Annotated in this window: 27 protein-coding genes; 12 read left to right on the top strand and 15 right to left on the bottom strand. The window is 54.1% G+C overall.

The features are described 5' to 3' along the window. Window positions 1-386: 386 nt before the first annotated feature. Complete coding sequence (rne, locus tag J4614_RS00895; RefSeq protein ID WP_208293025.1) at window positions 387-3,590, top strand: ribonuclease E; 3,204 nt, start codon at window positions 387-389, stop codon at window positions 3,588-3,590. 257 nt (window positions 3,591-3,847) lie between these two features. On the opposite strand, the gene flgL is transcribed toward rne, so the two are convergent. The 11 genes from flgL to flgB form a co-directional block, all read right to left on the bottom strand. Beyond that, the gene (gene flgL / locus J4614_RS00890) at window positions 3,848-4,801 is read right to left on the bottom strand and encodes a flagellar hook-associated protein FlgL (RefSeq protein WP_001223032.1); all 954 of its coding nucleotides are present in this window, start codon (window positions 4,799-4,801) and stop codon (window positions 3,848-3,850) included. Between the two features lie 14 nt (window positions 4,802-4,815). Continuing rightward, window positions 4,816-6,477 (bottom strand): flagellar hook-associated protein FlgK, encoded by a 1,662-nt coding sequence (gene flgK / locus J4614_RS00885; RefSeq protein ID WP_000096425.1) that lies wholly within the window; start codon window positions 6,475-6,477, stop codon window positions 4,816-4,818. Between the two features lie 64 nt (window positions 6,478-6,541). Next, window positions 6,542-7,492, bottom strand: a complete 951-nt coding sequence (flgJ, locus tag J4614_RS00880; RefSeq protein WP_000578693.1) for a flagellar assembly peptidoglycan hydrolase FlgJ — start codon at window positions 7,490-7,492, stop codon at window positions 6,542-6,544. Beyond that, a complete protein-coding gene (locus J4614_RS00875) occupies window positions 7,492-8,589 on the bottom strand; it encodes a flagellar basal body P-ring protein FlgI (RefSeq protein WP_001518955.1) in 1,098 nt (365 codons plus the stop codon). The genes flgJ and J4614_RS00875 overlap by 1 nt, the downstream gene beginning before the upstream one ends. An 11-nt stretch (window positions 8,590-8,600) precedes the next feature. Then, window positions 8,601-9,299, bottom strand: coding sequence for a flagellar basal body L-ring protein FlgH (flgH, locus tag J4614_RS00870; RefSeq protein ID WP_001174897.1), 699 nt, complete (start codon window positions 9,297-9,299; stop codon window positions 8,601-8,603). Window positions 9,300-9,352: 53 nt separating this feature from the next. Then, the gene (gene flgG, locus J4614_RS00865) at window positions 9,353-10,135 is read right to left on the bottom strand and encodes a flagellar basal-body rod protein FlgG (protein WP_000625851.1); all 783 of its coding nucleotides are present in this window, start codon (window positions 10,133-10,135) and stop codon (window positions 9,353-9,355) included. 13 nt (window positions 10,136-10,148) lie between these two features. Then, window positions 10,149-10,904 carry a flagellar basal body rod protein FlgF gene (locus J4614_RS00860; RefSeq protein WP_000349278.1) on the bottom strand — a complete coding sequence of 252 codons (756 nt, stop codon included), beginning with the start codon at window positions 10,902-10,904 and terminating at the stop codon, window positions 10,149-10,151. Window positions 10,905-10,924: 20 nt separating this feature from the next. Beyond that, a complete protein-coding gene (gene flgE / locus J4614_RS00855) occupies window positions 10,925-12,136 on the bottom strand; it encodes a flagellar hook protein FlgE (RefSeq protein ID WP_000010562.1) in 1,212 nt (403 codons plus the stop codon). A gap of 26 nt (window positions 12,137-12,162) precedes the next feature. Then, window positions 12,163-12,861, bottom strand: a complete 699-nt coding sequence (gene flgD / locus J4614_RS00850; RefSeq protein ID WP_000020450.1) for a flagellar hook assembly protein FlgD — start codon at window positions 12,859-12,861, stop codon at window positions 12,163-12,165. An 11-nt stretch (window positions 12,862-12,872) separates the two neighbouring features. After that, window positions 12,873-13,277 carry a flagellar basal body rod protein FlgC gene (flgC, locus tag J4614_RS00845; protein WP_001196448.1) on the bottom strand — a complete coding sequence of 135 codons (405 nt, stop codon included), beginning with the start codon at window positions 13,275-13,277 and terminating at the stop codon, window positions 12,873-12,875. Between the two features lie 3 nt (window positions 13,278-13,280). After that, window positions 13,281-13,697: a flagellar basal body rod protein FlgB gene (flgB, locus tag J4614_RS00840; RefSeq protein WP_000887043.1), complete on the bottom strand. Its 417-nt coding sequence runs from the start codon at window positions 13,695-13,697 to the stop codon at window positions 13,281-13,283. A 156-nt stretch (window positions 13,698-13,853) separates the two neighbouring features. Between flgB and flgA the strand changes: the two genes are divergently transcribed. From flgA to flgN, 3 genes are all read left to right on the top strand, one after another. Continuing rightward, window positions 13,854-14,513, top strand: a complete 660-nt coding sequence (gene flgA / locus J4614_RS00835) for a flagellar basal body P-ring formation chaperone FlgA (protein WP_001194091.1) — start codon at window positions 13,854-13,856, stop codon at window positions 14,511-14,513. Window positions 14,514-14,604: 91 nt separating this feature from the next. Next, window positions 14,605-14,898, top strand: coding sequence for a flagellar biosynthesis anti-sigma factor FlgM (gene flgM / locus J4614_RS00830; protein ID WP_000020893.1), 294 nt, complete (start codon window positions 14,605-14,607; stop codon window positions 14,896-14,898). A 4-nt stretch (window positions 14,899-14,902) separates the two neighbouring features. Beyond that, window positions 14,903-15,325, top strand: a complete 423-nt coding sequence (flgN, locus tag J4614_RS00825) for a flagella biosynthesis chaperone FlgN (protein ID WP_000197547.1) — start codon at window positions 14,903-14,905, stop codon at window positions 15,323-15,325. 81 nt (window positions 15,326-15,406) lie between these two features. On the opposite strand, the gene murJ is transcribed toward flgN, so the two are convergent. The 4 genes from murJ to rimJ all read right to left on the bottom strand — a co-directional run bounded on the left by murJ (window position 15,407) and on the right by rimJ (window position 19,438). After that, window positions 15,407-16,942: a murein biosynthesis integral membrane protein MurJ gene (gene murJ, locus J4614_RS00820; RefSeq protein WP_001537775.1), complete on the bottom strand. Its 1,536-nt coding sequence runs from the start codon at window positions 16,940-16,942 to the stop codon at window positions 15,407-15,409. A gap of 303 nt (window positions 16,943-17,245) precedes the next feature. Then, entirely contained in the window at window positions 17,246-18,169 is a 924-nt protein-coding gene (locus tag J4614_RS00815) for a Gfo/Idh/MocA family oxidoreductase (RefSeq protein ID WP_001259724.1), read from the bottom strand. 1 nt (window position 18,170) lies between these two features. Next, a complete protein-coding gene (locus tag J4614_RS00810; RefSeq protein ID WP_000873047.1) occupies window positions 18,171-18,818 on the bottom strand; it encodes a YceH family protein in 648 nt (215 codons plus the stop codon). Window positions 18,819-18,853: 35 nt separating this feature from the next. Further along, window positions 18,854-19,438, bottom strand: coding sequence for a ribosomal protein S5-alanine N-acetyltransferase (rimJ, locus tag J4614_RS00805; protein WP_000468204.1), 585 nt, complete (start codon window positions 19,436-19,438; stop codon window positions 18,854-18,856). 236 nt (window positions 19,439-19,674) lie between these two features. Here rimJ and mdtH point away from each other — a divergent pair, with 236 nt between their 5' ends. The 8 genes from mdtH (at window position 19,675) to J4614_RS00765 (ending at window position 25,676) form a co-directional block, all read left to right on the top strand. After that, window positions 19,675-20,883, top strand: a complete 1,209-nt coding sequence (mdtH, locus tag J4614_RS00800; protein ID WP_000092174.1) for a multidrug efflux MFS transporter MdtH — start codon at window positions 19,675-19,677, stop codon at window positions 20,881-20,883. Between the two features lie 63 nt (window positions 20,884-20,946). After that, entirely contained in the window at window positions 20,947-21,594 is a 648-nt protein-coding gene (gene grxB, locus J4614_RS00795; RefSeq protein WP_000780893.1) for a glutaredoxin 2, read from the top strand. 124 nt (window positions 21,595-21,718) lie between these two features. Next, window positions 21,719-22,279, top strand: a complete 561-nt coding sequence (locus J4614_RS00790; RefSeq protein ID WP_000713057.1) for a lipoprotein — start codon at window positions 21,719-21,721, stop codon at window positions 22,277-22,279. 102 nt (window positions 22,280-22,381) lie between these two features. Beyond that, a complete protein-coding gene (pyrC, locus tag J4614_RS00785) occupies window positions 22,382-23,428 on the top strand; it encodes a dihydroorotase (protein WP_000126600.1) in 1,047 nt (348 codons plus the stop codon). Between the two features lie 73 nt (window positions 23,429-23,501). After that, complete coding sequence (dinI, locus tag J4614_RS00780) at window positions 23,502-23,747, top strand: DNA damage-inducible protein I (protein ID WP_001217763.1); 246 nt, start codon at window positions 23,502-23,504, stop codon at window positions 23,745-23,747. Between the two features lie 289 nt (window positions 23,748-24,036). After that, complete coding sequence (gene bssS, locus J4614_RS00775) at window positions 24,037-24,291, top strand: biofilm formation regulator BssS (RefSeq protein WP_000414441.1); 255 nt, start codon at window positions 24,037-24,039, stop codon at window positions 24,289-24,291. Between the two features lie 112 nt (window positions 24,292-24,403). Then, window positions 24,404-25,522 (top strand): N-methyl-L-tryptophan oxidase, encoded by a 1,119-nt coding sequence (solA, locus tag J4614_RS00770; RefSeq protein ID WP_001529132.1) that lies wholly within the window; start codon window positions 24,404-24,406, stop codon window positions 25,520-25,522. A gap of 40 nt (window positions 25,523-25,562) precedes the next feature. Beyond that, a complete protein-coding gene (locus J4614_RS00765) occupies window positions 25,563-25,676 on the top strand; it encodes a YceO family protein (protein ID WP_001253282.1) in 114 nt (37 codons plus the stop codon). Window positions 25,677-25,887: the final 211 nt, after the last annotated feature.

Raw genomic sequence — 25,887 nt, 5'->3', positions numbered from 1 at the left:
GGTTAGCAGTGGAATAATGATGCGGTTTCCGCACCGAAACTTGTTAAAACAAAAAGTTTAGCGGAATAACCCATTTTGTCTGACCGATCATCAACGCAGCAATGGCGTAAGACGTATTGATTTTTCAGACAGTTAGCGGGCTGCGGGTTGCAGTCCTTACCGGTAGATAGGATCTTCTCTGGAGAGTAATGCCCAGGCTGCTTCCCTGATAATTGCGCTGTGTTTCCGTATGAAATACAGGCAACCGACACTCTGCGCCTCTTTGAGCTGACGATAACCGTGAGGTTGGCGACGCGAAATAGTCACGAGGCCATCGGTTCATGCCCGGTAAGGCGTCACCATGCCCGCAGCTTAGTCGTCAACGTAAGAATAATGAGTAAGTTACGATGAAAAGAATGTTAATCAACGCGACTCAGCAGGAAGAGTTGCGCGTCGCCCTTGTAGATGGGCAGCGTCTGTACGATCTGGATATAGAAAGCCCCGGACACGAGCAGAAAAAAGCGAACATCTATAAAGGCAAAATTACCCGTATTGAACCGAGCCTGGAAGCGGCTTTTGTTGATTACGGCGCAGAACGCCACGGTTTCCTCCCGTTAAAAGAAATTGCCCGCGAATATTTCCCCGCTAACTACAGCGCTCATGGTCGCCCGAACATTAAAGACGTGTTACGCGAAGGCCAGGAAGTCATTGTTCAAATCGATAAAGAAGAGCGCGGCAACAAAGGCGCGGCGTTAACCACCTTTATCAGTCTGGCGGGCAGCTACCTGGTGCTGATGCCGAATAACCCGCGCGCGGGTGGTATTTCCCGTCGCATTGAAGGCGACGATCGTACCGAGTTAAAAGAAGCGCTGGCCAGCCTGGAACTTCCTGAAGGAATGGGGCTTATCGTGCGTACCGCAGGCGTGGGTAAATCCGCCGAAGCGTTGCAGTGGGATTTAAGCTTCCGCCTGAAACACTGGGAAGCCATTCAGAAAGCCGCTGAAAGCCGTCCCGCGCCGTTCCTGATCCATCAGGAAAGCAACGTCATCGTACGCGCGTTTCGCGACTATCTGCGTCAGGATATCGGTGAAATCCTGATCGACAATCCAAAAGTGATGGAAATGGCGCGTCAGCATATCGCCGCGTTGGGCCGCCCGGATTTTAGCAGCAAAATTAAGCTGTACACCGGTGAAATCCCGTTGTTCAGCCATTACCAGATCGAATCGCAGATCGAGTCAGCGTTCCAGCGTGAAGTGCGCCTGCCCTCCGGCGGCTCCATCGTCATTGACAGTACCGAAGCGTTAACCGCCATTGATATCAACTCCGCCCGCGCGACTCGCGGCGGCGATATCGAAGAAACCGCGTTTAATACCAACCTGGAAGCAGCCGATGAAATTGCCCGCCAGCTGCGTCTGCGCGACCTGGGCGGCCTGATCGTTATCGACTTTATCGATATGACGCCGGTACGTCACCAGCGCGCGGTAGAAAACCGCCTGCGTGAAGCGGTGCGTCAGGACCGGGCGCGTATTCAGATTAGCCATATTTCCCGCTTCGGCCTGCTCGAAATGTCGCGTCAGCGCCTGAGCCCGTCGCTGGGCGAATCCAGTCATCACGTGTGTCCGCGCTGTAGCGGTACCGGCACCGTGCGCGATAACGAATCTCTGTCGCTGTCCATTCTGCGCCTGATTGAAGAAGAAGCGCTGAAAGAGAATACGCAGGAAGTCCATGCCATTGTTCCGGTGCCGATCGCCTCTTATCTGCTTAACGAAAAACGGACGGCAGTTAACGCTATTGAGACGCGTCAGGATGGCGTCCGCTGTGTCATCGTCCCGAACGATCAGATGGAAACGCCGCACTATTCCGTGCTGCGCGTACGCAAAGGGGAAGAAACGCCGACCCTGAGCTACATGCTGCCGAAGCTGCACGAAGAAGCGATGGCGCTGCCTTCTGAAGAAGAGTACGCCGAGCGTAAACGCCCGGAACAGCCTGCGCTGGCGACATTCGCTATGCCAGATGTGCCTCCGGCGCCGACGCCTGTCGAACCGGCGGTTAGCGTCGCCACGGCGAAAAAGGATAATGTTGCCGCCGCGCAGCCTGCCCAGCCGGGTCTGTTTAGCCGCTTCCTTAACGCGCTGAAACAACTGTTCAGCGGTGAAGAAACGAAAACCGTCGAAACAGCCGCGCCGAAAGCGGAAGAAAAAGCGGAGCGTCAGCAGGATCGTCGCAAGCCACGGCAGAACAACCGTCGCGATCGTAACGAACGCCGCGACACCCGTGATAACCGTGCCGGACGTGACGGCGGCGAGAGCCGCGACGATAATCGTCGTAACCGTCGCCAGGCGCAGCAGCAAAATGCGGAAGCGCGCGATACCCGCCAGCAGGAAACGGCGGAAAAAGTGAAAACCGGCGATGAGCAGCAACAGACGCCGCGTCGCGAACGCAGCCGCCGCCGCAATGATGACAAACGCCAGGCGCAGCAGGAAGTAAAAGCGCTTAACCGCGAAGAACTGCCTGTCCAGGAGACCGAGCAGGAAGAACGCGTTCAGCAGGTTCAGCCGCGCCGCAAGCAGCGTCAGCTTAATCAGAAAGTCCGCTTTACCAACAGCGCAGTGGTTGAAACGGTTGACACGCCGGTCGTCGTCGACGAACCGCGCCCGGTTGAAAACGTTGAACAGCCCGTTCCAGCGCCGCGTACCGAATTGGCGAAAGTTGATTTACCTGTCGTTGCCGATATCGCGCCGGAGCAGGATGATAGCGTAGAACCTCGCGATAATACTGGTATGCCGCGTCGCTCCCGCCGTTCTCCGCGCCACCTGCGCGTTAGCGGTCAGCGTCGTCGTCGCTATCGTGACGAGCGCTACCCGACACAATCGCCGATGCCGTTAACCGTCGCCTGCGCGTCGCCGGAAATGGCGTCCGGTAAAGTCTGGATCCGCTACCCGATTGTCCGTCCTCAGGAAACGCAGGTTGTTGAAGAGCAGCGTGAAGCAGATCTGGCGCTGCCACAACCGGTTGTCGCTGAACCGCAGGTTATCGCTGCGACCGTAGCGTTAGAACCACAAGCGTCGGTACAGGCAGTAGAAAACGTTGCCGTTGAGCCGCAGACCGTCGCCGAACCACAGGCGCCGGAAGTCGTCGAGGTCGAGACAACGCATCCGGAAGTGATTGCCGCGCCGGTTGATGAACAGCCGCAACTGATTGCCGAAAGCGATACGCCGGAAGCGCAAGAGGTTATTGCTGACGCCGAACCGGTAGCAGAAACCGCCGACGCGTCCATTACGGTGGCTGAAAACGTAGCTGATGTTGTCGTTGTCGAGCCAGAAGAAGAGACAAAAGCGGAAGCGGCTGTTGTGGAGCACACGGCAGAAGAAACCGTTATCGCACCGGCCCAGGTGGTGGAAAAGCCGCAGGACGTTGTCTGTGTTGACGATCACAACCACGCCAGCGCGCCGATGACGCGTGCGCCAGCGCCGGAATATGTGCCGGAAACCCCGCACCATAGCGACTGGCAGCGTCCTTCCTTCCACTTTGAAGGTAAAGGCGCAGCAGGCGGACACAGCGCCACACGTGTCGCCAGCGCCCCGGCGACACGCCCACAGCTGGTAGAATGATGTAAATGCTGATACAAAGCCGACCGCCAGGTCGGCTTTTTTATGCCCCTTACAGGGCGATGCTTCACCCCATGGCGTCTTTTAGTCACTCCAGGCGTTTATGAGATCGGGCGGGATAATACGTACGGATGGCGTCGCTACGGGCGCGACAATATGACCACTAACTCAATGACGACTAAAAAAAATGCCCGCGCCGGGGTGGATGGCGCGGGCAGACAAAACATATCCAGTTTCGTGATATGTTTCAAAAAGAGGCGTTACCGGTTCAACTGGAAAAGCGACATTCCCTGCATGTCGGTAAACGTTTTATAGGACGCCTGTAATGCCGCCTGTTGCATGACGTAGGAGGAGATGACCGAGTTCCAGTCCACATCTACCAGGTTGCTCATCTGCAGCTTCTGTCCCAGCGCACGGTCGCTTCCCAGTGAATCCAGCGTACTGAGTTCGCTCAGTTGCGTTCCCAGTTCCGCACGAACGGTCAGGACGTTATTAAGCGAATTTTTTAAGCCGCGATTGGTTTTATCAATGGCGGCAGCGGCCTTTTCTTTTTCCACGTCATTGCCTTCCACCGGGGTCTTGAGTGCGGCAATTGCCGTATCGAGCATGACAAACAGATTCTTTTCGGAGTCCGAGCCATCCGGTTCCGGCACCGCATTGCTGGTGATGCTATTAAAAATTTGCGCTCCCGTATGGCCAATTACCATCGTACGTGCGGAATCCACCTGCTGGGTAACACTTTTCTCGCCGCCATGATAACCACCTGTCGCCTGGTCGAATGGCGCCGCTTCCGTTTTATACCCGGCAAAGATATAGCGACCATTGCCGTCAGTGCTGTTTGCCAGGTTCATCAGCTGATCGCGGATCCCCTGTAAATCCGTCGCCAGCGACGCGCGGTCATCGTCGCTTAACGTGCCGTTTCCGGCATAGACGATTTTTTCCTGCGCGGTTTGAATCGCCGTCGTCACCTGACTGAGTACGCTTTCTTCCAGCGACACTTTTTGGGTGGCAAACGTACGCGCCAGGGCGTACTGGCTATTCTGCGCCTGCGCCTGAGAGAGTACTACCGCCTGCGACGCGGCGATCGGATCGTCAGATGGGTTGGTAACGCGCTTACCGGTAGACATCTGCTCGCCCAGCTTCATCCATTCGGCCTGAGAATTAGTGATGCCGCTCATATTTTGTTCGTACATCATCTGGGTACTGATACGCATGTCATCCTTCTCCTTTAGCGAATATTCAGTAACGCATCAAACAGCGCATTCGCGGTCTGCAATACTTGCGCATTCGCCAGATAATACTGCTGATAACGCTGCAAATTGCCGTACTCTTCGTCGAGGTTAACGCCGGAAACCGACTGTTGCTGTTTATAAAGCTGTTTAACCACATTCGCCTGCGTGGTGCTGCTGGTTTTCAGCGTTGACGTTTTGTTACCCACATCGCTGACCAACGTGGCGTAAGCATCGTTAAAGGTTTTGTTGCCGCCCACTACATTGCTGTTTTGTAAGTCCAGCAATGCCTGACCATTGCGGTTATCGCTGTCGCCGGTATCCACATCAGGATCGAGTTTTGACTCAGACGCCATCGCAATCTCGGCTTCATTTGTCACTTTAACGTTCATGTCGACGATAGCATTGCTGACCGGCTTGAGAAGAAAACTGTCGTTTTTCTGTGCGCCGGTCCCTACCGTCACTTTCAGACCGTCAATCTCCAGTTTTCCGTCAGCATCTTTTGTCGCCGTGAAGGTGGTGTTATCCGCAGTGCGAGTAACCTGCCAGTCTGTACCGTCAAAAACAATCTTATAATCCGTCGCCTGAACCTTCGTGCTGTCGACCACCTTAGCGGTTAGCGATACCGTTTTATCGGCATTATTACTGTTGCTATATACCACCGGCGAGCCAATGCTAAAGAAGTCTTTCCCTTTATTGCCGTCGGCGTCATAACCTTTGGTATGCTGCGCGTTAAACGCATCGGCAAACGCCAACGCCAACTGGCCCAGCGTATTACGAGTCTGATCCAGATCCTGAGAACGGAATGTCAGTAATCCGCCGAGCGAACCGGTGTTCAGCAACTTTTCCGGAATTTCGATGTTACCGGCGGCCTCATCGACATAAGCGACAGTCGTTCGCGTCGGGTCGGCGCTGGAGGGAACCGCCGCCAACTGACGCGCCGTCGACCCCTGCACCAGCGTATAGCCATTGGCCATCGTCAGGTTATAGGTGCCGCCGTCCTGTACACTCACCTCGACGCCAACGATCTTGTTAAGCTCGCTGACCAACTGATCACGCTGATCGAGCAGGTCGTTCGGCGATGCGCCCGCGCCTACGCCCGTCATACGGGAGATTTGATCGTTCAGGTTAGCTATCTGCTTCGCGTAATTGTTGATTTGCGCCACGCTGGAGCCAATCGCGATATTGACCTGTTTATCCTGATCGCGCAGATACTGATCGGTGGTTTTGAACTGGTTTACCAGCCCTTCCGCTTTACCAATCAGCGCCTGACGCGCCGCAGGATCTTCCGCGTTACTGACTAACGTTTGCAGGCTGGTAAAAAAACTCTGCAACGAACCAGACAGCGAGCTGGATTTATCAGCCAGCAGGTTGTCGATTTTCGACATCTGTTCATAGCGCGTGGTCAAGCCGCTGCTCTGGTTTTGCGCGCCGCGTAGCTGATTAGTGATAAACGCATCATATTCGCGCTGTACGCCTGAAACGTAAACGCCATTACCTATCCAGCCGCCAGCCCCTAACGTACTGTTTGCCTGCGCCAGAATAGTTGTCTGCCGGGTATAACCCGCAACGTTATAATTGTTGATGTTATTACTGACCGTATTTAACGCGGCCTGCGCGGCGTTAAGTCCGCTCATGGCGTGATTAATCAAGCTGGACATGATGGTTCCTTTTAATCCTTCAATACTCGTTGTTATCGGCAGCGACTACGTGGACTTGAGCAATTTAAAAGAGATTGTCGAGATTCGCGCTGTAGGTTTTGCTGACCTTTTCACTCATCGCTTTCAACTGCTGAATCATGCTGGTCAATTTACGCGCGTAATTCGGGTCAGTGGCGTATCCGGCGTTTTGCAGAGCCACTGCGCCCTGCTCTGCCGTGGCGGCAGTGGTCACGGCAGCGTAGCGTGGGTTACGCGTTAACAGCGCGACATAATCCGATAACGCCTCCAGATACGAGCTATAGACGCGGAATTTCGCTTTCACTTTTTTCGCTTCGCCATTTTCGTATTCAGTGGTGGTGATTTCCGTCACCGGCCCTTTCCAACTGGCGGTCGCTTTCACGCCAAATACGTTATAGCTGGGTTCGCCATTCTCCCGCAGGATTTGCCGTTGCCCCCAGCCGGACTCCAGCGCCGCCTGCGCCAGAATCAGATGATGCGGCACCCCGCTTTGTTCGCTGGCCAGCCTCGCCGGGAGCGAAAGCTGGGCCAGAAAGTCTTTACTGTCGCCGGAGAGCGGCGCATCGCTGCTCTCCGGCGTTTTCGGGATGGCTTTGCGCACCAGTTGGGTCAGCGCCTGATTTTGATAGCTGTTTACCGTCTCCAGGGAGAATTTAAGCGGTACTTGCGGCGCGTCATCCGCAGGCATCGTCTGCCCGCTGGTCATCTGTTTAACCATCATATCCGCCAGCCCCAGTCCCTTGCCGGCGGTCATCTGCTGGGCGATCTGCTGGTCATACATGCTGGTATACAGACGCGTCTGATCGCTGCTGAATAAACCATCTTTGGGTAAAGCCTCGCGCATACTTTTCAGCATCATCTGCACAAACATCCCTTCCACCTGACGGGCCACAGGACGGATATTCGCCGCCGGGTCCTGGCCCGCTTTCGCTTTCAGTTCGTTCAGAGATTGCGCATCCCAGGCCGCGCTGGCCAGCAATTTACCGTCTCCGATCATCAGATGATTTCCAGTTTGGCGCGTAGACAGCCCGCGCTCTGCATGGACTGCAAAATCGACATCAGGTCCATCGGCGTCGCGCCAAGCGCATTCAGCGCGCGCACTACGCTGTTCAGATTGGCGCTGGAACGCACGCTCTGTAGCGATCCGCCGCTCTGACGCAAATCTATCTGAGTCTGTGGCGTCACCACGGTCTGCCCGCCGCCAAATGGCGTATTCGGCTGGTTGACGTTGAGCTGGCGATTGACTGTCACTGACAAATTGCCCTGCGCCACAGCGCAGCTATCCAGCGTGACTTCCCGATTCATGACCACCGAACCGGTACGCGAGTTGATCACGACTTTTGCATCCTGCGGCGTCACGTTGACTTCCATATTTTGAATGTCCGCCAGAAAACGCACCTGCGAGCTGTTGCCGCTGGGCACACGTACCTGTACCGTTCGCGCATCAAGCGCAGTGGCGCTGCCGTAACCGCGGGCGCGGTTGATGGCATCGGTAATTTGCTGCGCCATCGTAAAATCTTCGTCGTTCAATTGCAGATTAATGGTGTTGCCAGCGCCGAACTGAGTCGGCAACTCGCGTTCGATAATCGCGCCATTAGTGATGCGCCCGCCATTAAGCTGGTTAACCTGCACGCTACTGCCGCCTGCGGAAGCGCCCGCGCCGCCGACCAGAATATTGCCCTGCGCCAGAGCATACACCTGGCTGTCCACCCCTTTTAACGGCGTCATTAATAACGTCCCGCCACGCAGACTTTTAGCGTTCCCCATTGAGGAAACGACGACATCGATCGTTTGTCCCTGTCGCGCAAAAGGCGGATACGACGCCGTCACCATCACCGCCGCCACGTTTTTCAACTGCATGTTGGTGCCAGTGGGGACCGTAATCCCCAGTTGTGACAGCATGTTATTCAGCGTCTGGGTGGTAAATGGCGTCTGGGTCGTCTGGTCGCCCGTACCGTCCAGCCCGACCACCAGCCCGTAGCCGATCAGCGAGTTTTCCCGTACCCCCTGGACACTGGTCAGATCCCGGATACGCTCGGCGTGCGCCAGAGTGGCAACCAGTGCCAGAACGATTCCTGCAAGAGCTTTAAACACATACACCTCGCTTACATCGGCGACAAATTAAGGAAGAAACGTTGCAGCCAGCCCATATTTTGCGCTTCGTTAATATAGCCGTTCCCGACATATTCAATCCGCGCATCCGCCACTTGTGTCGAGGGAACGGAGTTGCTGCCGCTGATGGTGCGTGGATTTACCACGCCGGAGAAGCGGATGAATTCCGTTCCCTGATTAATCGCGATCTGTTTTTCCCCCACGACGTGTAAATTGCCATTGGCCAGAACCTGATCGACGGTCACGGTCAGCGTGCCGCTAAAGGTATTGCTGGCATTCGCGCCGCCTTTGCCGTTAAAAGAGTTGCCGCCGGAGGCCTCCATATCCGCGCGGGAATTACCGAATAATCCCTGCAGATAACGCGGTACCGTATCAAAACCAAAACTGGTTTTGCCGTCGCGACTGGCATTTGCCGACGAGCTTTTACTGGCGCTGACGTTTTCCTGTAACACAATCGTGAGCGTATCGCCGATATTACGCGGTCGACGATCTTCAAAAAGCGGCTGATAGCCATAATTAATCGGCTGCGCAGACTGAAATATGGAGCCATTCGCCACCGGTACCGGGCCAGGTATCGGCTGCGCCGTGGTCGCCCCCTGCACGAGCGGTTTAGCGGGTATCCAGGCGCATCCTGTCAGCGTCGCGACCATCAGGGCCATAACTGGGTAAGCGTGAAGCGCGTATTTTTGCATTACCTTCATCTTCAAAATCAGGGAGCCGGTGGCGTATCCCCACCGGCGGCCCCTTAGAGTTGCGTCAGTTTCTGCAGCATCTGATCGGTCGTCGATACTGCTTTACTGTTAATTTCATAGGCGCGTTGAACCTGAATCATGTTCACCAGCTCTTCCGCCACGTTAACGTTCGACGTTTCGACATACCCTTGATACAACAACCCCGCGCCGTTGAGCCCCGGCGTGCTTTCGTTCGGCGCGCCGGACGATTGCGTTTCGATATAGAGGTTCTCGCCGATGCTTTCCAGCCCGGTGTCGTTCATAAAGGTGGTCAGGTTAAGCTGCCCGACCTGAACCGGCGCGGCCTGCCCCTGCTGGGTCACGCTGACCACGCCGTCGCGGCCAATGGTGATGCTTAACGCGTTGGCCGGAATGGTGATTGCCGGCTGCACCTGAAAACCGCCCGCCGTCACCAGTTGACCATTCTGATCCACCTGGAAAGAGCCGTCGCGGGTATAGGCAGACGTACCATCCGGCAGCATGACCTGGAAAAAGCCCTGCCCTTTAATCGCCACATCTTTACTGTTGTTGGTCTGCGACAGGTTCCCCTGACTGTGCAGACGCTCCGTGGCGACCGGACGCACGCCGGTACCGATTTGCAGCCCGGAAGGCAGCGTCGTCTGCTCGGACGACTGCGCGCCCGGCTGGCGGATGGTCTGATACAACAGATCTTCAAATACCGCGCGCTGACGCTTAAAACCATTGGTGCTGACGTTTGCCAGGTTATTGGCAATCACATCCATATTGGTTTGCTGCGCGTCCAGACCGGTTTTGGCGATCCATAATGAACTGATCATAAAATGTCCTGTATTAACTCATCGACAGCAGTTGGTTAGCTCGCCCTTCGTTCTCATCTACGCTGGTGATAACCTTCATCTGCATTTCAAAACGACGTGCGTTGGCGATCATGTCGGTCATGGCTTCAACCGGCTTGACGTTACTGCCCTCCAGCACGCCCGACATAATGCGAATTGACGGGTCGGCGGCCAGTACCGCCCCGCGTTCAGCCTGTGCCTCGGCGGTAAGGCGGAATAAACCGTCATCGCTCCGCTGCACCTCATTGCCTTCCGCTTTGACCAGCTTCAGTCGCCCAACGGGCGCCACCGTGTTTGGCGGGTCGCCGGGATTGAGCGCGGAGATCGTGCCGTCTGCCGCGATGGTGATTTCCGACCCTTCAGGAACGGTGATCGGGCCGCCTTCGCCGATAACCGGATGTCCCTGAATGGTTAACTGCCCGGTCGGCCCCACCTGGATATTCCCGTTACGGGTATATCCTTCAGCGCCATCCGCCGCTTGCACCACCAGCCAGCCGTCCTGCTGTAACGCGACATCCAGTGGGCGGGAGGTGTAGTCCAACTGACCCGGGGTCATATCCGCCCCCGGCGTCGACGCCGTAACCAGCGTGCGCGTCGCTAAAGAGAGGCCATCAACGGGCACCGCGCGTAGCGCGTTAAGCTGCGCGCGAAAGCCCGGCGTTGAGGCATTAGCCAGGTTGCTGGCCGTTACCGCCTGCTGGTTAAGCGTCTGACTGGCCGCCCCCATGGCGGTATAAATTGCGTGATCCATTAAGCTATCCCGTCAGGCGCTTAGCGCAGGTTAACCAGCGTATTGAGGATCTGGTCCTGGGTTTTGATGGTCTGCGCATTCGACTGGTAGTTACGCTGCGCGACGATCATATTCACCAGCTCTTTACTCAAATCCACGTTAGAGGCTTCCAGCGCGCCGTTCGTCAGCTTACCGAAGTTGCCGGAACCGGCAGTCCCCAGCAGCGCTACCCCGGAGGCCTGCGTCGCCGCCCAGACGTTATCGCCCTGGGATGCCAGACCTTCGTTGTTGGCGAAGTTAGCCAGCACTATCTGCCCCAGCACCTGCTCCTGCTCGTTGGAATAGTTGCCAACTACGGTGCCGTCGTTGTTAATCTGGTAGCTCACCAGGTCGCCCGGCTTATAGCCGTTCTGATTGGTGGCGACGATGTTGTTAGCCCCGGTGTTCTGCTGCATGGAGTTAAGGAAGCTGAGGGAGAAGGTGGCCGCTGTCGCGCCATTAATCGTACCGGTGGTGATGTTCACCGTACCGCCGGATTGCAGTGTCCCGTTTGCGTTAAATACCAGAGTGGTTGATGGTGCCGCCGGCGCTGTGGCTGCAGGATCGCTACTGTCATGGGTGTACACGGCCCATTCATTATCTTTGGTTTTCACAAAATAGACGTTCATGTCATGGGCATTACCCTGGCTGTCATAAACGGTGACGGTGCCTTTTTTGTTATACGAATCCGCATCACTCACGCTAAAGGGCGTTTTAGACGGTACAGGGTCCGTTGAGTTCAGGTTGATCTGCATTGACGCGGTGGTGGTCGATTTCGCCGCCATCAGCGTGTTCGGAATGGTGATCGGCGCAGGATTCGCCCCCTGCTGAATGGTCGGCGGCGTACCGGTGGCCGGATAGCCGGTCAACTGCATCCCCTGCATATTGACCAGGTTACGGTTCTCGTCCAGTTTGAACTGGCCGTTGCGGCTATAGAACACGGAACCGTTGCTGTCTACCAGGCGGAAAAAACCGTTCTGGCTAATCGCGACATCCAGCCCGCGCCCGGTGTTCGTTGTCGTACCGTCGGTAAAATCCTGGGTAATCCCCGCCACTTTTACGCCCAGCCCCACTTTGGAACCGGCAAACATATCGGCAAATGATGCCGTACCGGACTTAAAGCCATAGGTGGCGGAGTTGGCGATGTTATTACCGATAACATCAAGGTTGGTGGCCGCAGCGTTCAGGCCGCTAACCGCTTGAGAAAAAGACATGACTGACTCCTGATAAGTGTAAGGGCTTAGATTATTTGCCGAACTTCGTCGAGTGTGGTGGTGCCGTAGGTACCCAGATCCAACAGGTTGCCGTTACTGCCCTTCGTCACGCCCTGTACCAGAGCGAATTGCAGCGGCTGCGCCACCAGTTGCGTCCCGCCATTGCTGGCGGTAATCGCAATGTTGTAAGAACCATTCGGTACCGTTGTTCCGTCCGTTTGCTTACCATCCCAGGTAAAGGTGTGTACCCCGGCTCGCAACTCACCGATCTCCAGCGTCCGTACCACCCGGCCATCTTTATCGGTAATGGTTGCCGTCACTTTGTCCGCAGGCTGTTGCAATTCCACGCCAAACGGCGTCGTGGACGTCACGGCCCCTTCTTCCGCGCCTTTACCCGCCAGAATTGTGGTGCCAGGCACCATAACGCCATGCCCAATCAGCGTGGTCGCCTGTAGGGACTGACTATTATCGATTTGCCCGGAAATAGCCCCCAGCGTCGTATTCAGTTTTTCAATGCCGCTCACGGTACTGATTTGCGCCAACTGTGTCGTTAACTCATTATTTTGTAATGGGTTAGTCGGGTCCTGGTTCTTCAATTGCGCGACCAGTAAGGTCAGGAAACTGCTTTGCAGATCGGCAGCGTTGCTTCCGGTCATCGACCCGCTGCCGGTCGTCGTTTTGACGCCCGTGTTGGTCGGGTCATTCATATTTACGGCAATAGACATACGCGCCTCCTTTACTGGCCTAATGTCAGCGTTTTAAGCATCATGCTTTTTACGGTATTCAGGACTTCGATATTTGCCTGATAGCTGCGCGAGGCTGACATCGTGTTGACCATTTCGCCGACCACATCGACGTTGGGCATTTTGACGTAACCATTAGCGTCCGCCAGCGGATTGCCTGGCTCATAAACCAGCTTTTCCGGTGCCTGACTTTCAATCACGCTGGCGACCTTTACCCCGCCAGTGGCTTGACCCGGCGCGGCGTCCACCTGAAAAACCACCTGTTTGGCGCGATAAGGCTGTCCGTCCGGGCCGGTGACGCTATCCGCATTCGCCAGGTTACTGGCCGCAACGTTCAACCGCTTGGACTGTGCGGCAAGCGCCGATCCGGCAATATCAAAAATGTTTAACAGCGCCACGAATTAGTTTCCTCCCTGTAGCACATTCATCATGCCTTTGAGTTGGCTACCCAGAACGGTAAGCCCCATCTGATATTTGAGACTGTTATCCGCAAACTGCGTACGTTCCCTGTCCATATCTACGGTGTTACCATCCAAAGAAGGCTGATCGGGTACGCGGTAAAGCAGATCCACTGCGGGAGAAGAGACCGCCTGGGCGGGAATATGGTGAGAGGAAGTCAACGTTAACGCGACGCCGCCGGTTTCTTCCCGTCCACGCACCATCACCTTTTTTAACTCACTGGCAAAATCAATATCGCGCGCCTGATACCCCGGCGTATCGGCATTGGCGATATTCGCCGCTAATATTTCCTGACGTTGCGCGCGCAGATTTAGCGCTTCCTGCTGAAATCGTAAGGCGGCATCGAGCCTGTCGAGCATATCTCCTCCGCAAATGGCAAAATTCAGCCGACAGCTTAAATGCCTTCACGCGCGCGTTATCGCCGGAATAAACGCAAAATGCGTCGCTATTTATTGCGTTGATGCTTGCTTCACACGGGTAGAATCCTGTCATGACATCAACCAGGGGGAAGTACCATGCAAACGTTAAAACGAGGATTCGCCGTGGCGGCTTTGCTGTTCAGCCCCCTGACAATGGCGCAGGACATCAACGCCCAGCTGACCACGTGGTTTTCCCAGCGTCTGTCTGGCTTCAGCGACGAGGTGGTTGTCACGCTCCGTTCATCGCCCAATCTGCTACCGAGCTGCGAGCAGCCAGCCTTCAGCATGACGGGCAGCGCGAAGCTGTGGGGCAACGTCAATGTGGTGGCGCGCTGCGCCAATGAAAAACGTTATTTGCAGGTGAATGTGCAAGCGACCGGCAATTATGTCGCCGTTGCCGCGCCCGTCGCGCGCGGCGGAAAATTGACGCCGGCCAACGTCACGCTAAAACGTGGCAGGCTGGATCAGTTACCGCCGCGGACGGTACTGGATATCCGTCAGATTCAGGATGCCGTCAGTTTGCGCGATCTCGCTCCTGGGCAGCCGGTACAGCTTACGATGATACGTCAGGCCTGGCGCGTCAAAGCGGGGCAACGAGTACAGGTCATCGCCAATGGCGAGGGGTTTAGCGTCAATGCGGAAGGTCAGGCGATGAATAATGCCGCCGTCGCGCAAAATGCGCGCGTGCGCATGACATCGGGTCAAATCGTGAGTGGAACCGTCGATTCTGATGGGAATATTCTTATTAACCTATAATTGTGTAAAGATTTTGTCGCGGCTGCCGATGAGATATTCAACCATGATGGTAGCTGGCCGCTACAACGTAACCCTCGATGAGGATAAATAAATGAGCATTGACCGTACCTCACCTTTGAAACCCGTTAGCACTGTCCAGACGCGCGAAACCAGCGATACGCCGGTACAAAAAACGCGTCAGGAAAAAACGTCCGCCGCGACGAGCGCCAGCGTAACGTTAAGCGACGCGCAAGCGAAGCTCATGCAGCCAGGCGTCAGCGACATTAATATGGAACGCGTCGAAGCATTAAAAACAGCTATCCGTAACGGTGAGTTAAAAATGGATACGGGAAAAATAGCAGACTCGCTCATTCGCGAGGCGCAGAGCTACTTACAGAGTAAATAAGCGTATGACTCGTTTGTCAGAAATACTTGACCAGATGACCACCGTCCTGAATGACCTGAAGACGGTGATGGACGCCGAGCAACAACAGCTTTCCGTAGGCCAGATTAACGGCAGCCAGCTACAGCGTATTACAGAAGAAAAAAGCTCGTTGCTGGCGACGCTGGATTATCTGGAACAACAGCGCCGTCTGGAGCAGAACGCGCAGCGTAGCGCAAACGATGACATTGCAGAGCGCTGGCAGGCGATTACCGAAAAAACGCAGCATCTTCGCGACCTCAACCAGCACAACGGCTGGCTGCTGGAAGGGCAAATTGAGCGTAATCAACAGGCGCTGGAGGTGCTGAAACCTCACCAGGAGCCGACCTTGTACGGGGCTGACGGTCAGACTTCCGTCTCTCACCGCGGCGGTAAAAAAATTTCTATCTAATCAGTGCCGGATGGCGACGTTGCGCCTTTCCGGCCTGAATGCCTTGTAGGCCTGATAGCACAGCGCTATCAGGCACTGAATTTACGCCGTCCGGCGAACAAACTCTTTCACTTTAAAGCCCAGCACGGCAAGCGCGGCGAAATAGGCCGCGATACCCGCGATCACTACCGCCATCAAACGTAGCAAACGCCATAACATCGACCCTTGCGACCACTCCGGCATAATATGCAACACGCCGAACAATACGGCGGCCATCACCAGTACGGAAATGATCAGACGCATCAGGAACCACATCCAACCCGGTTGTGGCGTAAAGATATTCTGTTTGCGCAGTTGCCAGTACAGCAGCGACGCATTGAGACATGCCGCCAGACCAATAGAGAGCGACAGTCCGGCGTGTTTCAGCGGTCCAATAAACGCCAGGTTCATTAACTGAGTCATGATTAACGTCACGATGGCGATTTTCACCGGCGTTTTAATATCCTGGCGAGAATAGAAGCCCGGGGCCAGCACTTTTACGACGATCAAGCCAATCAGCCCCACCGAATAGGCGATTAACGCCCGCTGCGTCATTGCCGCATCAAAGGCGGTGAATTTACCGTACTGAAACAGCGAGACCGTCAGCGGCTTCGCCAGAATGCCTAACGCTACCGCGCTCGGCAACGCCAGTAAAAAGCACAAACGCAGCCCCCAGTCCATCAGGCGGCAGTACTCATCATGATTGCCGCTGGCAAAGCTTTTCGACAATGACGGCAACAGGATGGTCCCCAATGCCACGCCCAGCACGCCGGACGGGAACTCCATCAACCGATCGGCATAGTACATCCATGAGACCGAGCCGGAGGCCAGAAACGAGGCAAAAATGGTATTGATGATAAGGGAGATCTGACTGACGGATACGCCCAAAATCGCCGGCCCCATCTGTTTGACCACCCGCATCGCCCCGGTGTCGCGAAAGTTAATGCGCGGCAGCACCAACATACCGATCTTTTTCAAATACGGAAGTTGATACACCAGTTGCAGCACGCCGCCGACGGTGACTGCCCAGGCTAACGCCAGCACCGGCGGATTAAAGTATGGCGCGGCGAATAATGCAAAACCGATCATGCTGATATTAAGAAATGTCGGCGCAAAAGCGGGAATAGAGAAGCGATTCCAGGTGTTGAGAATGGCGCCAACCAGTGAAGCCAGCGAGATCAGCAGAATATAGGGAAACGTAATCCGCAGCAGTTGCGTCGTCAGCGCGAATTTATCCGCAGTATCGGCAAAACCCGGCGCGGTTACCATAATCACCCACGGGGCGGCCAGCATACCGGCTACCGTCACGACGGCCAATGCCAGCGTCAACAGGCCGGAAACGTAAGCGACAAAGATCCGCGTCGCTTCTTCACCCTGCTTGCTCTTATATTCCGCCAGGATAGGCACAAAGGCCTGAGAAAAAGCGCCTTCGGCAAAGATCCGGCGTAGTAGATTGGGGAGTTTAAACGCCACAAAAAAGGCGTCGGTCGCCATCCCTGCGCCAAAAATTCTGGCGACAATCGCATCACGGGCAAAGCCCAACACGCGTGAAAACATAGTCATCGAGCTGACGGCAGCCAGCGATTTCAATAAATTCATTTCTTTTGTATTCCAGACCCTGGCGTAAAACTCCTGCATGGCTGATCCATCGACCGGATAACGCAACTTCTGCCGTATCCGGCTGTATCACCGCGCCTGACGGCGACGTTAAAACGTCTTATCAGGCCTTACAGACTCCCCACGGTTTGCCATTATTCACTGTGAAAAGAGGTATTATGTAGAGTGGGCATATATACCCGCCATACTTCGAGCTGCATGTGCGTTAGCTTTTCTGCAACTCGAATTATTGAGGGTATAGTACCTGGATTACGATGAATTACTACCGCCAGATGTTACAGAGGGTTATTCGCTGATGGCGTCCCGCCACAGCGCCTCCACGACGCGCTGGGCCAAAATCGCCTGCTCCCCCGCCGTTTCCGGAACCGTCTGATTTTGTACGCAGTCAATGAAATGCCGCGCGCATCCGACAAAACCACGCTGTTCAAGCGTCGTTTGCCAACCCGGAATGGGTTTGATGAGAATACCCTGCCCGCGCTCTTCGCGCCATTCACGCATATCCGTCACGTCATACAGCCCGCCGTCGGTGACGGCCTGGACCGATTCACGCTGACTTCCGGCGCGCCGGTGCATACTGGTGGTAATTTGTAGTTTGTCGGCGGAAAAATGATGTTCCGCATAGCACATTTCGCCGGACTCGCTGGTGAGCAACATGCCGCTGGCAAGGCGCGCCTCGCCGCCCGCCAGCCACAGAGCGGTATCCACGACATGCAGATAGTCATCGAGCAAAGTAAAACGTAAGTCGTGCGGCCCGATGCTATCGGTACGATGTTTATCCATACGCAGTGATGCCGCAGTGCCGAGGCGCGTCTTCAGTTCGCGGTACAGCGGCGCGAAACGGCGATTAAAGCCAACCATCAGCGTCAATTTTTTTTGCGCCGCCAGCGCCACCAGCCGTTCGGCATCACGTAGATTTTCCGCCAGCGGTTTATCCACGCAAACATGCACGCCGGCATTGAGAAGTTCGCTGACCACGGCATAATGGCTTGCGGTACTGGAGTGGACGAAGACCGCATCGCAGCCGGACGCTAAATTCGCCAGCGAATCCACATACGGTATGCGCCAGCTTTCGCAGATACGTAAGGCTTTATCCCGCGAAGGAGACCAGGCGCCCTGTAATGTCCATCCGGCGGTGTTGGTTAATACCGGCAGCCAGGCCTTCTGCGCAATACCGCCTAATCCGACAATGCCAATCCGTAATGTTCTCACATTACTCCCCCAGGTGAGCTAACAAAGAATCCAGCCGCTGCTTTAACTCCGCCACTTCGCTTTCCAGCGCTTCGACGCGCGACTGAAGATCGCCCGACGCACTTTCCGGCGCAGACGTCTGGAGAGACAGTTCATCGACGTCGCCGCAAAAAAGGTGCATATAACGGCTTTCGCGCTTACCCGGTTCACGCGCCAGACGGACGACATACGGGCCGTCCTCACGACTGGCAAGCCGTTCCAGCGTGGATTCAACTTCCGCCATATCGCTGAATTCATGCATCCGCGACGCCCGGCTACGCAACTCGCCGGGCGTTTGCGCGCCGCGCAGCAGCAGCGTAGTGACGAGCGCCACTTCCGCCGCGCTAAGTTTCAGATCGCCAAATTCGGAATTACAGAAACGCTGTTCATATTTGGTGACGCGATTGCCAAACCCACTGACCGTACGCAAAAAGTGGCGTTTCACCAGGTTATCGAGTTGTTCTTGTACCTCTTGTTCCGTCAGGTTCATCACCGGTTCACGGTTGGTTTTCTGATTACAGGCTGTCACCACCCCGTTGACGGAAAGCGGATACTGTTCCGGCGTTGTCACCTGCTTTTCCAGCAGACAGCCAATCACTCGCGCTTCAGTGGCGGTTAATTCATATTTCATCGTTTTCTCCCTTTGCCTCTCATTCCGTAAGCCGCTCAACGCCCCGGCGTCCATAACGGCGTGGTTAACGCCGTCAGGACATGGTCGCGCCATTGTCCATCAATCAACAGGTAATCTTTCGCATAGCCTTCTTTTTCAAAGCCAAGCCGCGCCAGCAACGCGCCGCTACGTTTGTTGTGCGGCATATAGTTCGCCATGATACGGTGGATATGCTGAGTGCGCTGCATATAGCGAATCGCAGCGGTTAAGGCTTCAAACATCAGCCCCTGCCCCTGCCACTTTTGCGCAATGGAATAGCCCAGATAACAGGCATGAAAAGAACCGCGCACCACATTGGAAAAATTCGCCACGCCGATAATTTCTTTTTCTTCCGGATCAAGTAGCGCGAAATAGAAGGCGGAGCCCTGTTTGTGAAATTCACCGATCATTCCCAGACGCGCCTGCCATCCTGAAGGATAACAATGACTTTCATCACGGACCGGTTCCCAGGGTTTTAAAAAATGACGATTTTCCGCGTAATAATCGGCCAGACGCCAGGCATCACGCTCATGCACTAAACGTACCACCAGACGATCGGTGGTTAAGCGCACTTTTGGCACGTTACTACGATAGCCAAACATTCTATACCTACTCCTTCCTGTAACGTCTTCAGCACGCCAGTAACATTACTATACCTGCGCAACCAGGCTCTGTGAAAAGCGCAAATCGTCATTTTTTGAATTGCTGCCACATTTTGATGAAAACTCTCGATTAAAAAGGACTTTTGATAAAAAAATATTGTCCCGCTAACGGTAGGAAAAAACGAAACGCCGCCGCAGAATAGAAGACGCTCATCTATTATTTCCCGGGAGGGGAAATGTCGCGCGTCTCGCAGGCGAGGAACCTGGGTAAATATTTTCTTCTCATCGATAACATGTTGGTGGTGCTGGGTTTTTTCGTCGTATTCCCGCTCATCTCTATTCGCTTTGTCGATCAAATGGGGTGGGCTGCCGTAATGGTAGGGATCGCACTCGGCCTGCGCCAGTTTATTCAACAAGGTCTGGGCATTTTTGGCGGCGCCATCGCCGATCGCTTTGGCGCGAAACCGATGATTGTCACCGGTATGCTGATGCGCGCCGCCGGCTTTGCCACCATGGGTATCGCGCATGAGCCCTGGCTCTTGTGGTTTTCCTGCTTTCTTTCCGGTCTCGGCGGTACGCTTTTCGACCCGCCGCGCTCAGCGCTGGTGGTCAAATTAATTCGTCCGGAGCAACGGGGCCGCTTCTTCTCTCTGTTGATGATGCAGGACAGCGCGGGTGCGGTGATTGGCGCGCTACTGGGAAGCTGGTTGCTACAATACGATTTTCGTCTGGTCTGCGCGACAGGCGCTATTTTGTTCATATTATGCGCCCTTTTCAACGCATGGCTGCTTCCGGCCTGGAAGCTATCAACGGTCAGAACGCCGGTGCGTGAAGGAATGCGCCGCGTCATGAGCGATAAAAGGTTTGTCACCTACGTGCTGACGCTGGCGGGCTATTATATGCTGGCGGTACAGGTCATGTTAATGCTGCCGATTATGGTAAACGATATCGCCGGTTCGCCTGCTGCCGTGAAATGGATGTACGCTATCGAAGCGTGTCTCTCGCTGACGTTGCTCTACCCGATTGCCCGCTGGAGCGAAAAGCGTTTTCGGCTGGAGCATCGGCTGATGGCTGGTTTGCTCGTCATGTCGCTGAGCATGATCCCCATCGGGATGGTGGGCAATTTACAGCAGCTTTTTACGCTTATTTGCGCTTTCTACATCGGCTCGGTTATCGCCGAACCGGCGCGCGAAACGCTCAGCGCGTCGCTCGCGGACGCGAGGGCGCGGGGAAGCTATATGGGCTTTAGCCGTCTGGGATTAGCCATTGGCGGCGCGATTGGTTATATCGGCGGCGGCTGGTTGTTTGATATGGGTAAAGCGCTTGCGCAGCCTGAACTACCGTGGATGATGCTCGGTATTATCGGCTTTATCACCTTTTTGGCTTTAGGCTGGCAATTTAGTCATAAACGCACGCCGCGCCGGATGCTGGAACCCGGCGCCTGATTTGATACCTGTCGCTATCTCCTCCATACTGGTCAGGAACCGACAGTCAAATGGAGGAGAAACGTGAAGCTTTATATTTACGATCATTGCCCTTTCTGCGTTAAAGCCCGCATGATTTTCGGCCTGAAGAACATCCCCGTTGAACTTAACGTGTTACAAAATGACGACGAGGCGACGCCCACCCGGATGATTGGTCAAAAGATGGTGCCCATCCTGCAAAAAGATGATAGTCGCTACCTTCCTGAAAGTATGGATATTGTACATTATGTCGACAACCTCGACGGCAAACCGCTGTTAACCGGGAAACGCAATCCAGCCATTGAAGAGTGGTTGCGCAAAGTTAACGGTTACGTTAATCAGCTACTGCTGCCGCGATTTGCAAAATCCGCTTTCGATGAATTTTCTACCCCTGCGGCGCGCCAGTATTTTATCCGCAAAAAAGAAGCCTCATCTGGCAGTTTTGACAATCATCTTGCGCACTCTGCCGGACTGATTAAAAAGATCGGCGATGATTTACGTTTGCTGGATAAACTCATCGTACAGCCTAACGCCGTTAACGGCGAATTATCGGAAGATGATATTCATCTGTTTCCGCTTCTGCGTAATCTGACGCTGGTCGCCGGTATCCACTGGCCGACAAAAGTCGCGGACTATCGCGATAATATGGCAAAGCAGACGCAAATTAATTTACTCTCCTCAATGGCTATCTAACGCCCGCCAGGCGGCAACCCTTTCTTGCCGCCTTTTTCAGCTTTTTCTAGTGGCGCCATGTCCGCTGGCGCGACATGCTGCTTTGTGTCAAGATTAGGGCATAGGCAACATGCTAAGGAACGCCATGAAAAAGTTTTTTTTTGCCGCTGCGCTGGTAGTTAGCGGCCTGTTAGTGGGCTGTAATCAACTTACGCAATACACCATTAGCGAACAAGAAATCAATCAAGCGCTTGAAAAACGGAATAATTTCTCAAAAGATATTGGTCTGCCCGGCATTGCCGACGCGCATATCGTATTGACTAACCTTGTCAGCCAGATTGGTCGGGAAGAGCCTAATAAAGTCACCCTTACTGGCGATGCCAGGCTGGATATGAATTCCCTGTTTGGCAGTCAAAAAGCGACGATGAAACTCAAGCTAAAAGCCCTGCCGGTCTTTGATAAAGAAAAAGGCGCCATCTATCTTCAGGAGATGGAAGTAGTAGACGCCACCGTGACGCCGGAGAAAATGCAATCGGTGCTACAAACGCTCCTGCCTTATTTAAATCAGTCTTTACGTAGCTACTTTAACCAGCGCCCCGCTTACGTGTTGCGTGAGGACAGCAGTAAAGGCGAAGCGTTAGCGAAGAAACTCGCGAAAGGCATTGAAGTTAAACCTGGTGAAATCGTTATTCCTTTCACCAATTGATATCGAGGGCGCGCTCGCGCCCTTTTTTTACGTGCAAACGAAAACGTTTCCGCTTATCCTTTGTTTCCGGCAAAAAGACTATTCCTCAGCCGGAGCTTATTAATGACTGCACCATCCCAGGTTTTAAAGATCCGCCGCCCGGACGACTGGCACGTTCACCTTCGCGATGGCGACATGTTAAAAACGGTCGTACCCTATACCAGCGAAATTTATGGTCGCGCTATCGTGATGCCGAACCTGGCGTCCCCCATCACGACCGTTGATGCAGCGATCGCCTACCGCCAGCGTATTCTCGATGCGGTGCCCGCCGGGCATGATTTCACGCCGTTAATGACCTGCTATTTAACGGATTCGCTCGATGCCGATGAACTGGAGCGTGGTTTCCATGAAGGCGTGTTTACTGCGGCTAAGCTTTACCCGGCCAATGCCACCACTAACTCCAGTCATGGCGTAACGTCAGTCGACGCTATCATGCCGGTACTGGAGCGGATGGAAAAACTCGGAATGCCATTGCTGGTCCACGGTGAGGTGACCCATGCGGAGGTTGATATCTTCGATCGTGAAGCGCGTTTTATCGACACCGTAATGGAACCGCTACGCCAGCGTCTGACCGCGCTTAAAGTGGTCTTTGAGCACATCACGACCAAAGATGCCGCGCAGTATGTCCGTGACGGCAACGACTACCTGGCGGCTACCATTACGCCTCAACATTTAATGTTTAACCGTAATGATATGCTGGTCGGCGGCATTCGTCCTCACCTGTACTGTCTACCGATTCTGAAACGCAATATTCACCAGCAGGCGTTACGCGACCTGGTCGCCAGTGGTTTTACGCGCGCCTTCCTGGGGACGGATTCAGCGCCGCATTCACGTCATCGTAAAGAGACCAGTTGCGGCTGCGCCGGTTGTTTCAACGCCCCCTCCGCCCTTGGCAGTTATGCCGCCGTGTTTGAGGAAATGAACGCGCTGGCGCACTTTGAAGCGTTCTGTTCACTCAATGGCCCGCAATTCTATGGCCTGCCGGTGAATACGGGGTGGGTGGAACTGGTTCGCGATGAACAACAGATACCGGAAAATATCGCGCTGGCTGATGATTCGCTGGTGCCTTTTTTAGCGGGTGAAACAGTACGCTGGTCAGTAAAAAAATAAAAAATGCGCTTACTTGTTGCTATATATTGGATTTAACTGTATATATATCCAGTATATTCAACAGGGGGCCATTATGCGTATTGAAGTCACTATAGCCAAAACGTCACCTCTGCCTGCCGGTGCGATTGATGCGCTGGCGGGCGAACTCTCCCGCCGTATTAGCCATCATTTTCCTGAGAATTTGGGTAACGTCACCGTGCGTTACGCTACCGCCAACAACTTGTCCGTCATTGGCGCATCAAAAGAGGACAAAGAACGCATTAGCGAGATTCTCCAGGAGACCTGGGAGAGCGCTGATGACTGGTTCATCAATGAATAAAAAATGATATGCAGTGATGTATGTTTGCCGGGTCGCCCCGGCTTTTTTATTTGCGCAACTGATGAATATTTCGCCTGACCGTCAAAATAATTGCACAACATCCTAAAAAAATATGAATGAACTGCCGCTTTATTGTTCATATAATTCTTAAAAAGAGAAATTTATCCTCCGGTCTCTTTAAAAACGCAGTGAATAGCCTTATTAATTGGTATACTGAAGTTGCTTCAGAAGAAAAACACGCATTGAACCTCGAGAACCGTTGTCTTATAACACGTACCAGGGGGGCATGATGGAAAAGAATAATGAAGTCATTCAGACCCATCCGCTTGTAGGATGGGACATCAGCACCGTCGATAGCTATGATGCGCTGATGCTGCGTTTGCACTACCAGACCCCAAATCGTCCGGAACCGGAAGGGACTGAAGTTGGTCAAACGCTCTGGTTAACGACAGATGTAGCCAGGCAATTTATTTCAATATTAGAAGCCGGCATCGCCAAAATAGAATCAGGTGATTACCAGGAAAACGAGTATCGTCGCCATTAGCGTGACGCGCTCCCCCTCTCTCAGGCACCGTAAGGTGCCTCACTTATTTCTGGCTTGTATATCTCAGCGCAGTTATTTACCCTGAAATCATCGCGATAGCAGAGAGAAGCTGATGAAATACGACCTTATTATTATCGGCAGCGGTTCGGTTGGCGCCGCCGCTGGTTATTACGCCACCCGCGCCGGGCTAAAGGTCCTGATGACCGATGCGCATATGCCGCCTCATCAACAGGGCAGCCATCACGGCGATACCCGACTTATCCGCCACGCTTATGGTGAAGGCGAAAAATATGTCCCGCTGGTGCTTCGCGCCCAGGCGCTTTGGGATGAACTCTCCACACACAATGAAGAGCCTATTTTTGTCCGCTCCGGCGTCGTTAACCTCGGCCCGGCCGACTCCGCTTTCTTAGCCAACGTCGCACGAAGCGCGCAACAGTGGCAATTAAACGTCGAGCGCCTGGACGCGACGGCCCTCATGATGCGCTGGCCGGAAATTCGCGTGCCCGATAATTATATCGGGCTGTTTGAAGCTGACTCCGGTTTCCTGCGCAGCGAATTAGCCATTACCACATGGCTTCGTCTGGCCCGAGAAGCAGGCTGCGCACAGCTATTCAACAGCCCGGTAAGCCATATTCACCATGATGATAACGGTGTGACGATAGAGACGAGTGAAGGCTGCTACCACGCCAGCAAAGCGCTGATTAGCGCGGGCACCTGGGTCAAAGCGCTGGTACCGGAGCTGCCCGTTCAGCCCGTACGTAAAGTTTTTGCCTGGTTTAAGGCGGATGGGCGTTACAGCACTAAAAACCGCTTTCCGGCCTTTGCCGGCGAAATGCCCAACGGCGATCAATATTACGGTTTCCCGGCGGAGAACGACGAGTTAAAAATCGGCAAACACAATGGCGGACAGCTAATACAGGCTCCGGAAGAGCGCAAGCCCTTTGCCTCCGTTGCCAGCGATGGCGCGGAAGCATTTCCTTTCCTGCGTAACGTACTGCCGGGTATCGGCGGTTGTTTACATGGGGCGGCATGTACCTATGATAATTCGCCGGACGAGGATTTTATTATCGATACGCTGCCTGGCCATGAGAATACGCTTGTCATCACTGGACTCAGCGGACATGGTTTTAAATTCGCCCCGGTGTTAGGAGAAATCGCTGCGGATTTTGCGTTGGGAAAAACGCCCTCCTTTGATCTGACGCCGTTCCGGCTTTCCCGTTTTAGCCAATAATTTGTCGGCCCCGTAAAGGGGCTGTTTATTAAGGTAAGCTATGCGTCGTCTCTTTCATTTTCTGATGAATAATATTCGCGAACATTTCATGCTTTACGTTATTCTTTGGTCGCTGCTGGCGGTGATGGATATTGTTTATCTCCTTTTCTTTTGATTGCTTTTCATTGACGTTAACTGACACTTTCTGAAAGTTCCTCGCTTTTTATTTCATAACGTTAAGCACGGCAATAATGCCAGTTCCTGCCATTGCGCGGTTATCAGGGGGAAATATCTCGAAACTTCTGAAGCTGAACCGCAAACAACATCAAAATTATTGAAATAAAAATAAATATCATTCAAATTCTTATTTATAAGTTGCATTCGGC

The organism is Salmonella sp. 32031103-2018-00083-FB-01-SM-01, from assembly GCF_017571995.1.
Taxonomy (GTDB): Bacteria; Pseudomonadota; Gammaproteobacteria; order Enterobacterales; family Enterobacteriaceae; genus Salmonella; species Salmonella enterica.
The sequence above is the reverse complement of the archived record's forward strand: the minus strand, read 5'-3'. Positions and strand labels throughout refer to the sequence as shown.

Coding starts and splice junctions, on each gene's coding strand:
- rimJ (WP_000468204.1), bottom strand. CDS start 19,438: ATGTTTGGCTATCGTAGTAACGTGCCAAAAGTGCGCTTAACCACCGAT.
- flgH (WP_001174897.1), bottom strand. CDS start 9,299: ATGCAAAAATACGCGCTTCACGCTTACCCAGTTATGGCCCTGATGGTC.
- flgD (WP_000020450.1), bottom strand. CDS start 12,861: ATGTCTATTGCCGTAAATATGAATGACCCGACCAACACGGGCGTCAAA.
- pyrC (WP_000126600.1), top strand. CDS start 22,382: ATGACTGCACCATCCCAGGTTTTAAAGATCCGCCGCCCGGACGACTGG.
- J4614_RS00810 (WP_000873047.1), bottom strand. CDS start 18,818: ATGAAATATGAATTAACCGCCACTGAAGCGCGAGTGATTGGCTGTCTG.
- flgM (WP_000020893.1), top strand. CDS start 14,605: ATGAGCATTGACCGTACCTCACCTTTGAAACCCGTTAGCACTGTCCAG.
- murJ (WP_001537775.1), bottom strand. CDS start 16,942: ATGAATTTATTGAAATCGCTGGCTGCCGTCAGCTCGATGACTATGTTT.
- J4614_RS00765 (WP_001253282.1), top strand. CDS start 25,563: ATGCGTCGTCTCTTTCATTTTCTGATGAATAATATTCGCGAACATTTC.
- flgK (WP_000096425.1), bottom strand. CDS start 6,477: ATGTCCAGCTTGATTAATCACGCCATGAGCGGACTTAACGCCGCGCAG.
- flgG (WP_000625851.1), bottom strand. CDS start 10,135: ATGATCAGTTCATTATGGATCGCCAAAACCGGTCTGGACGCGCAGCAA.
- flgB (WP_000887043.1), bottom strand. CDS start 13,697: ATGCTCGACAGGCTCGATGCCGCCTTACGATTTCAGCAGGAAGCGCTA.
- flgN (WP_000197547.1), top strand. CDS start 14,903: ATGACTCGTTTGTCAGAAATACTTGACCAGATGACCACCGTCCTGAAT.
- flgA (WP_001194091.1), top strand. CDS start 13,854: ATGCAAACGTTAAAACGAGGATTCGCCGTGGCGGCTTTGCTGTTCAGC.
- bssS (WP_000414441.1), top strand. CDS start 24,037: ATGGAAAAGAATAATGAAGTCATTCAGACCCATCCGCTTGTAGGATGG.
- rne (WP_208293025.1), top strand. CDS start 387: ATGAAAAGAATGTTAATCAACGCGACTCAGCAGGAAGAGTTGCGCGTC.
- J4614_RS00860 (WP_000349278.1), bottom strand. CDS start 10,904: ATGGATCACGCAATTTATACCGCCATGGGGGCGGCCAGTCAGACGCTT.
- flgJ (WP_000578693.1), bottom strand. CDS start 7,492: ATGATCGGAGACGGTAAATTGCTGGCCAGCGCGGCCTGGGATGCGCAA.
- dinI (WP_001217763.1), top strand. CDS start 23,502: ATGCGTATTGAAGTCACTATAGCCAAAACGTCACCTCTGCCTGCCGGT.
- flgE (WP_000010562.1), bottom strand. CDS start 12,136: ATGTCTTTTTCTCAAGCGGTTAGCGGCCTGAACGCTGCGGCCACCAAC.
- flgL (WP_001223032.1), bottom strand. CDS start 4,801: ATGCGTATCAGTACCCAGATGATGTACGAACAAAATATGAGCGGCATC.
- mdtH (WP_000092174.1), top strand. CDS start 19,675: ATGTCGCGCGTCTCGCAGGCGAGGAACCTGGGTAAATATTTTCTTCTC.
- J4614_RS00790 (WP_000713057.1), top strand. CDS start 21,719: ATGAAAAAGTTTTTTTTTGCCGCTGCGCTGGTAGTTAGCGGCCTGTTA.
- solA (WP_001529132.1), top strand. CDS start 24,404: ATGAAATACGACCTTATTATTATCGGCAGCGGTTCGGTTGGCGCCGCC.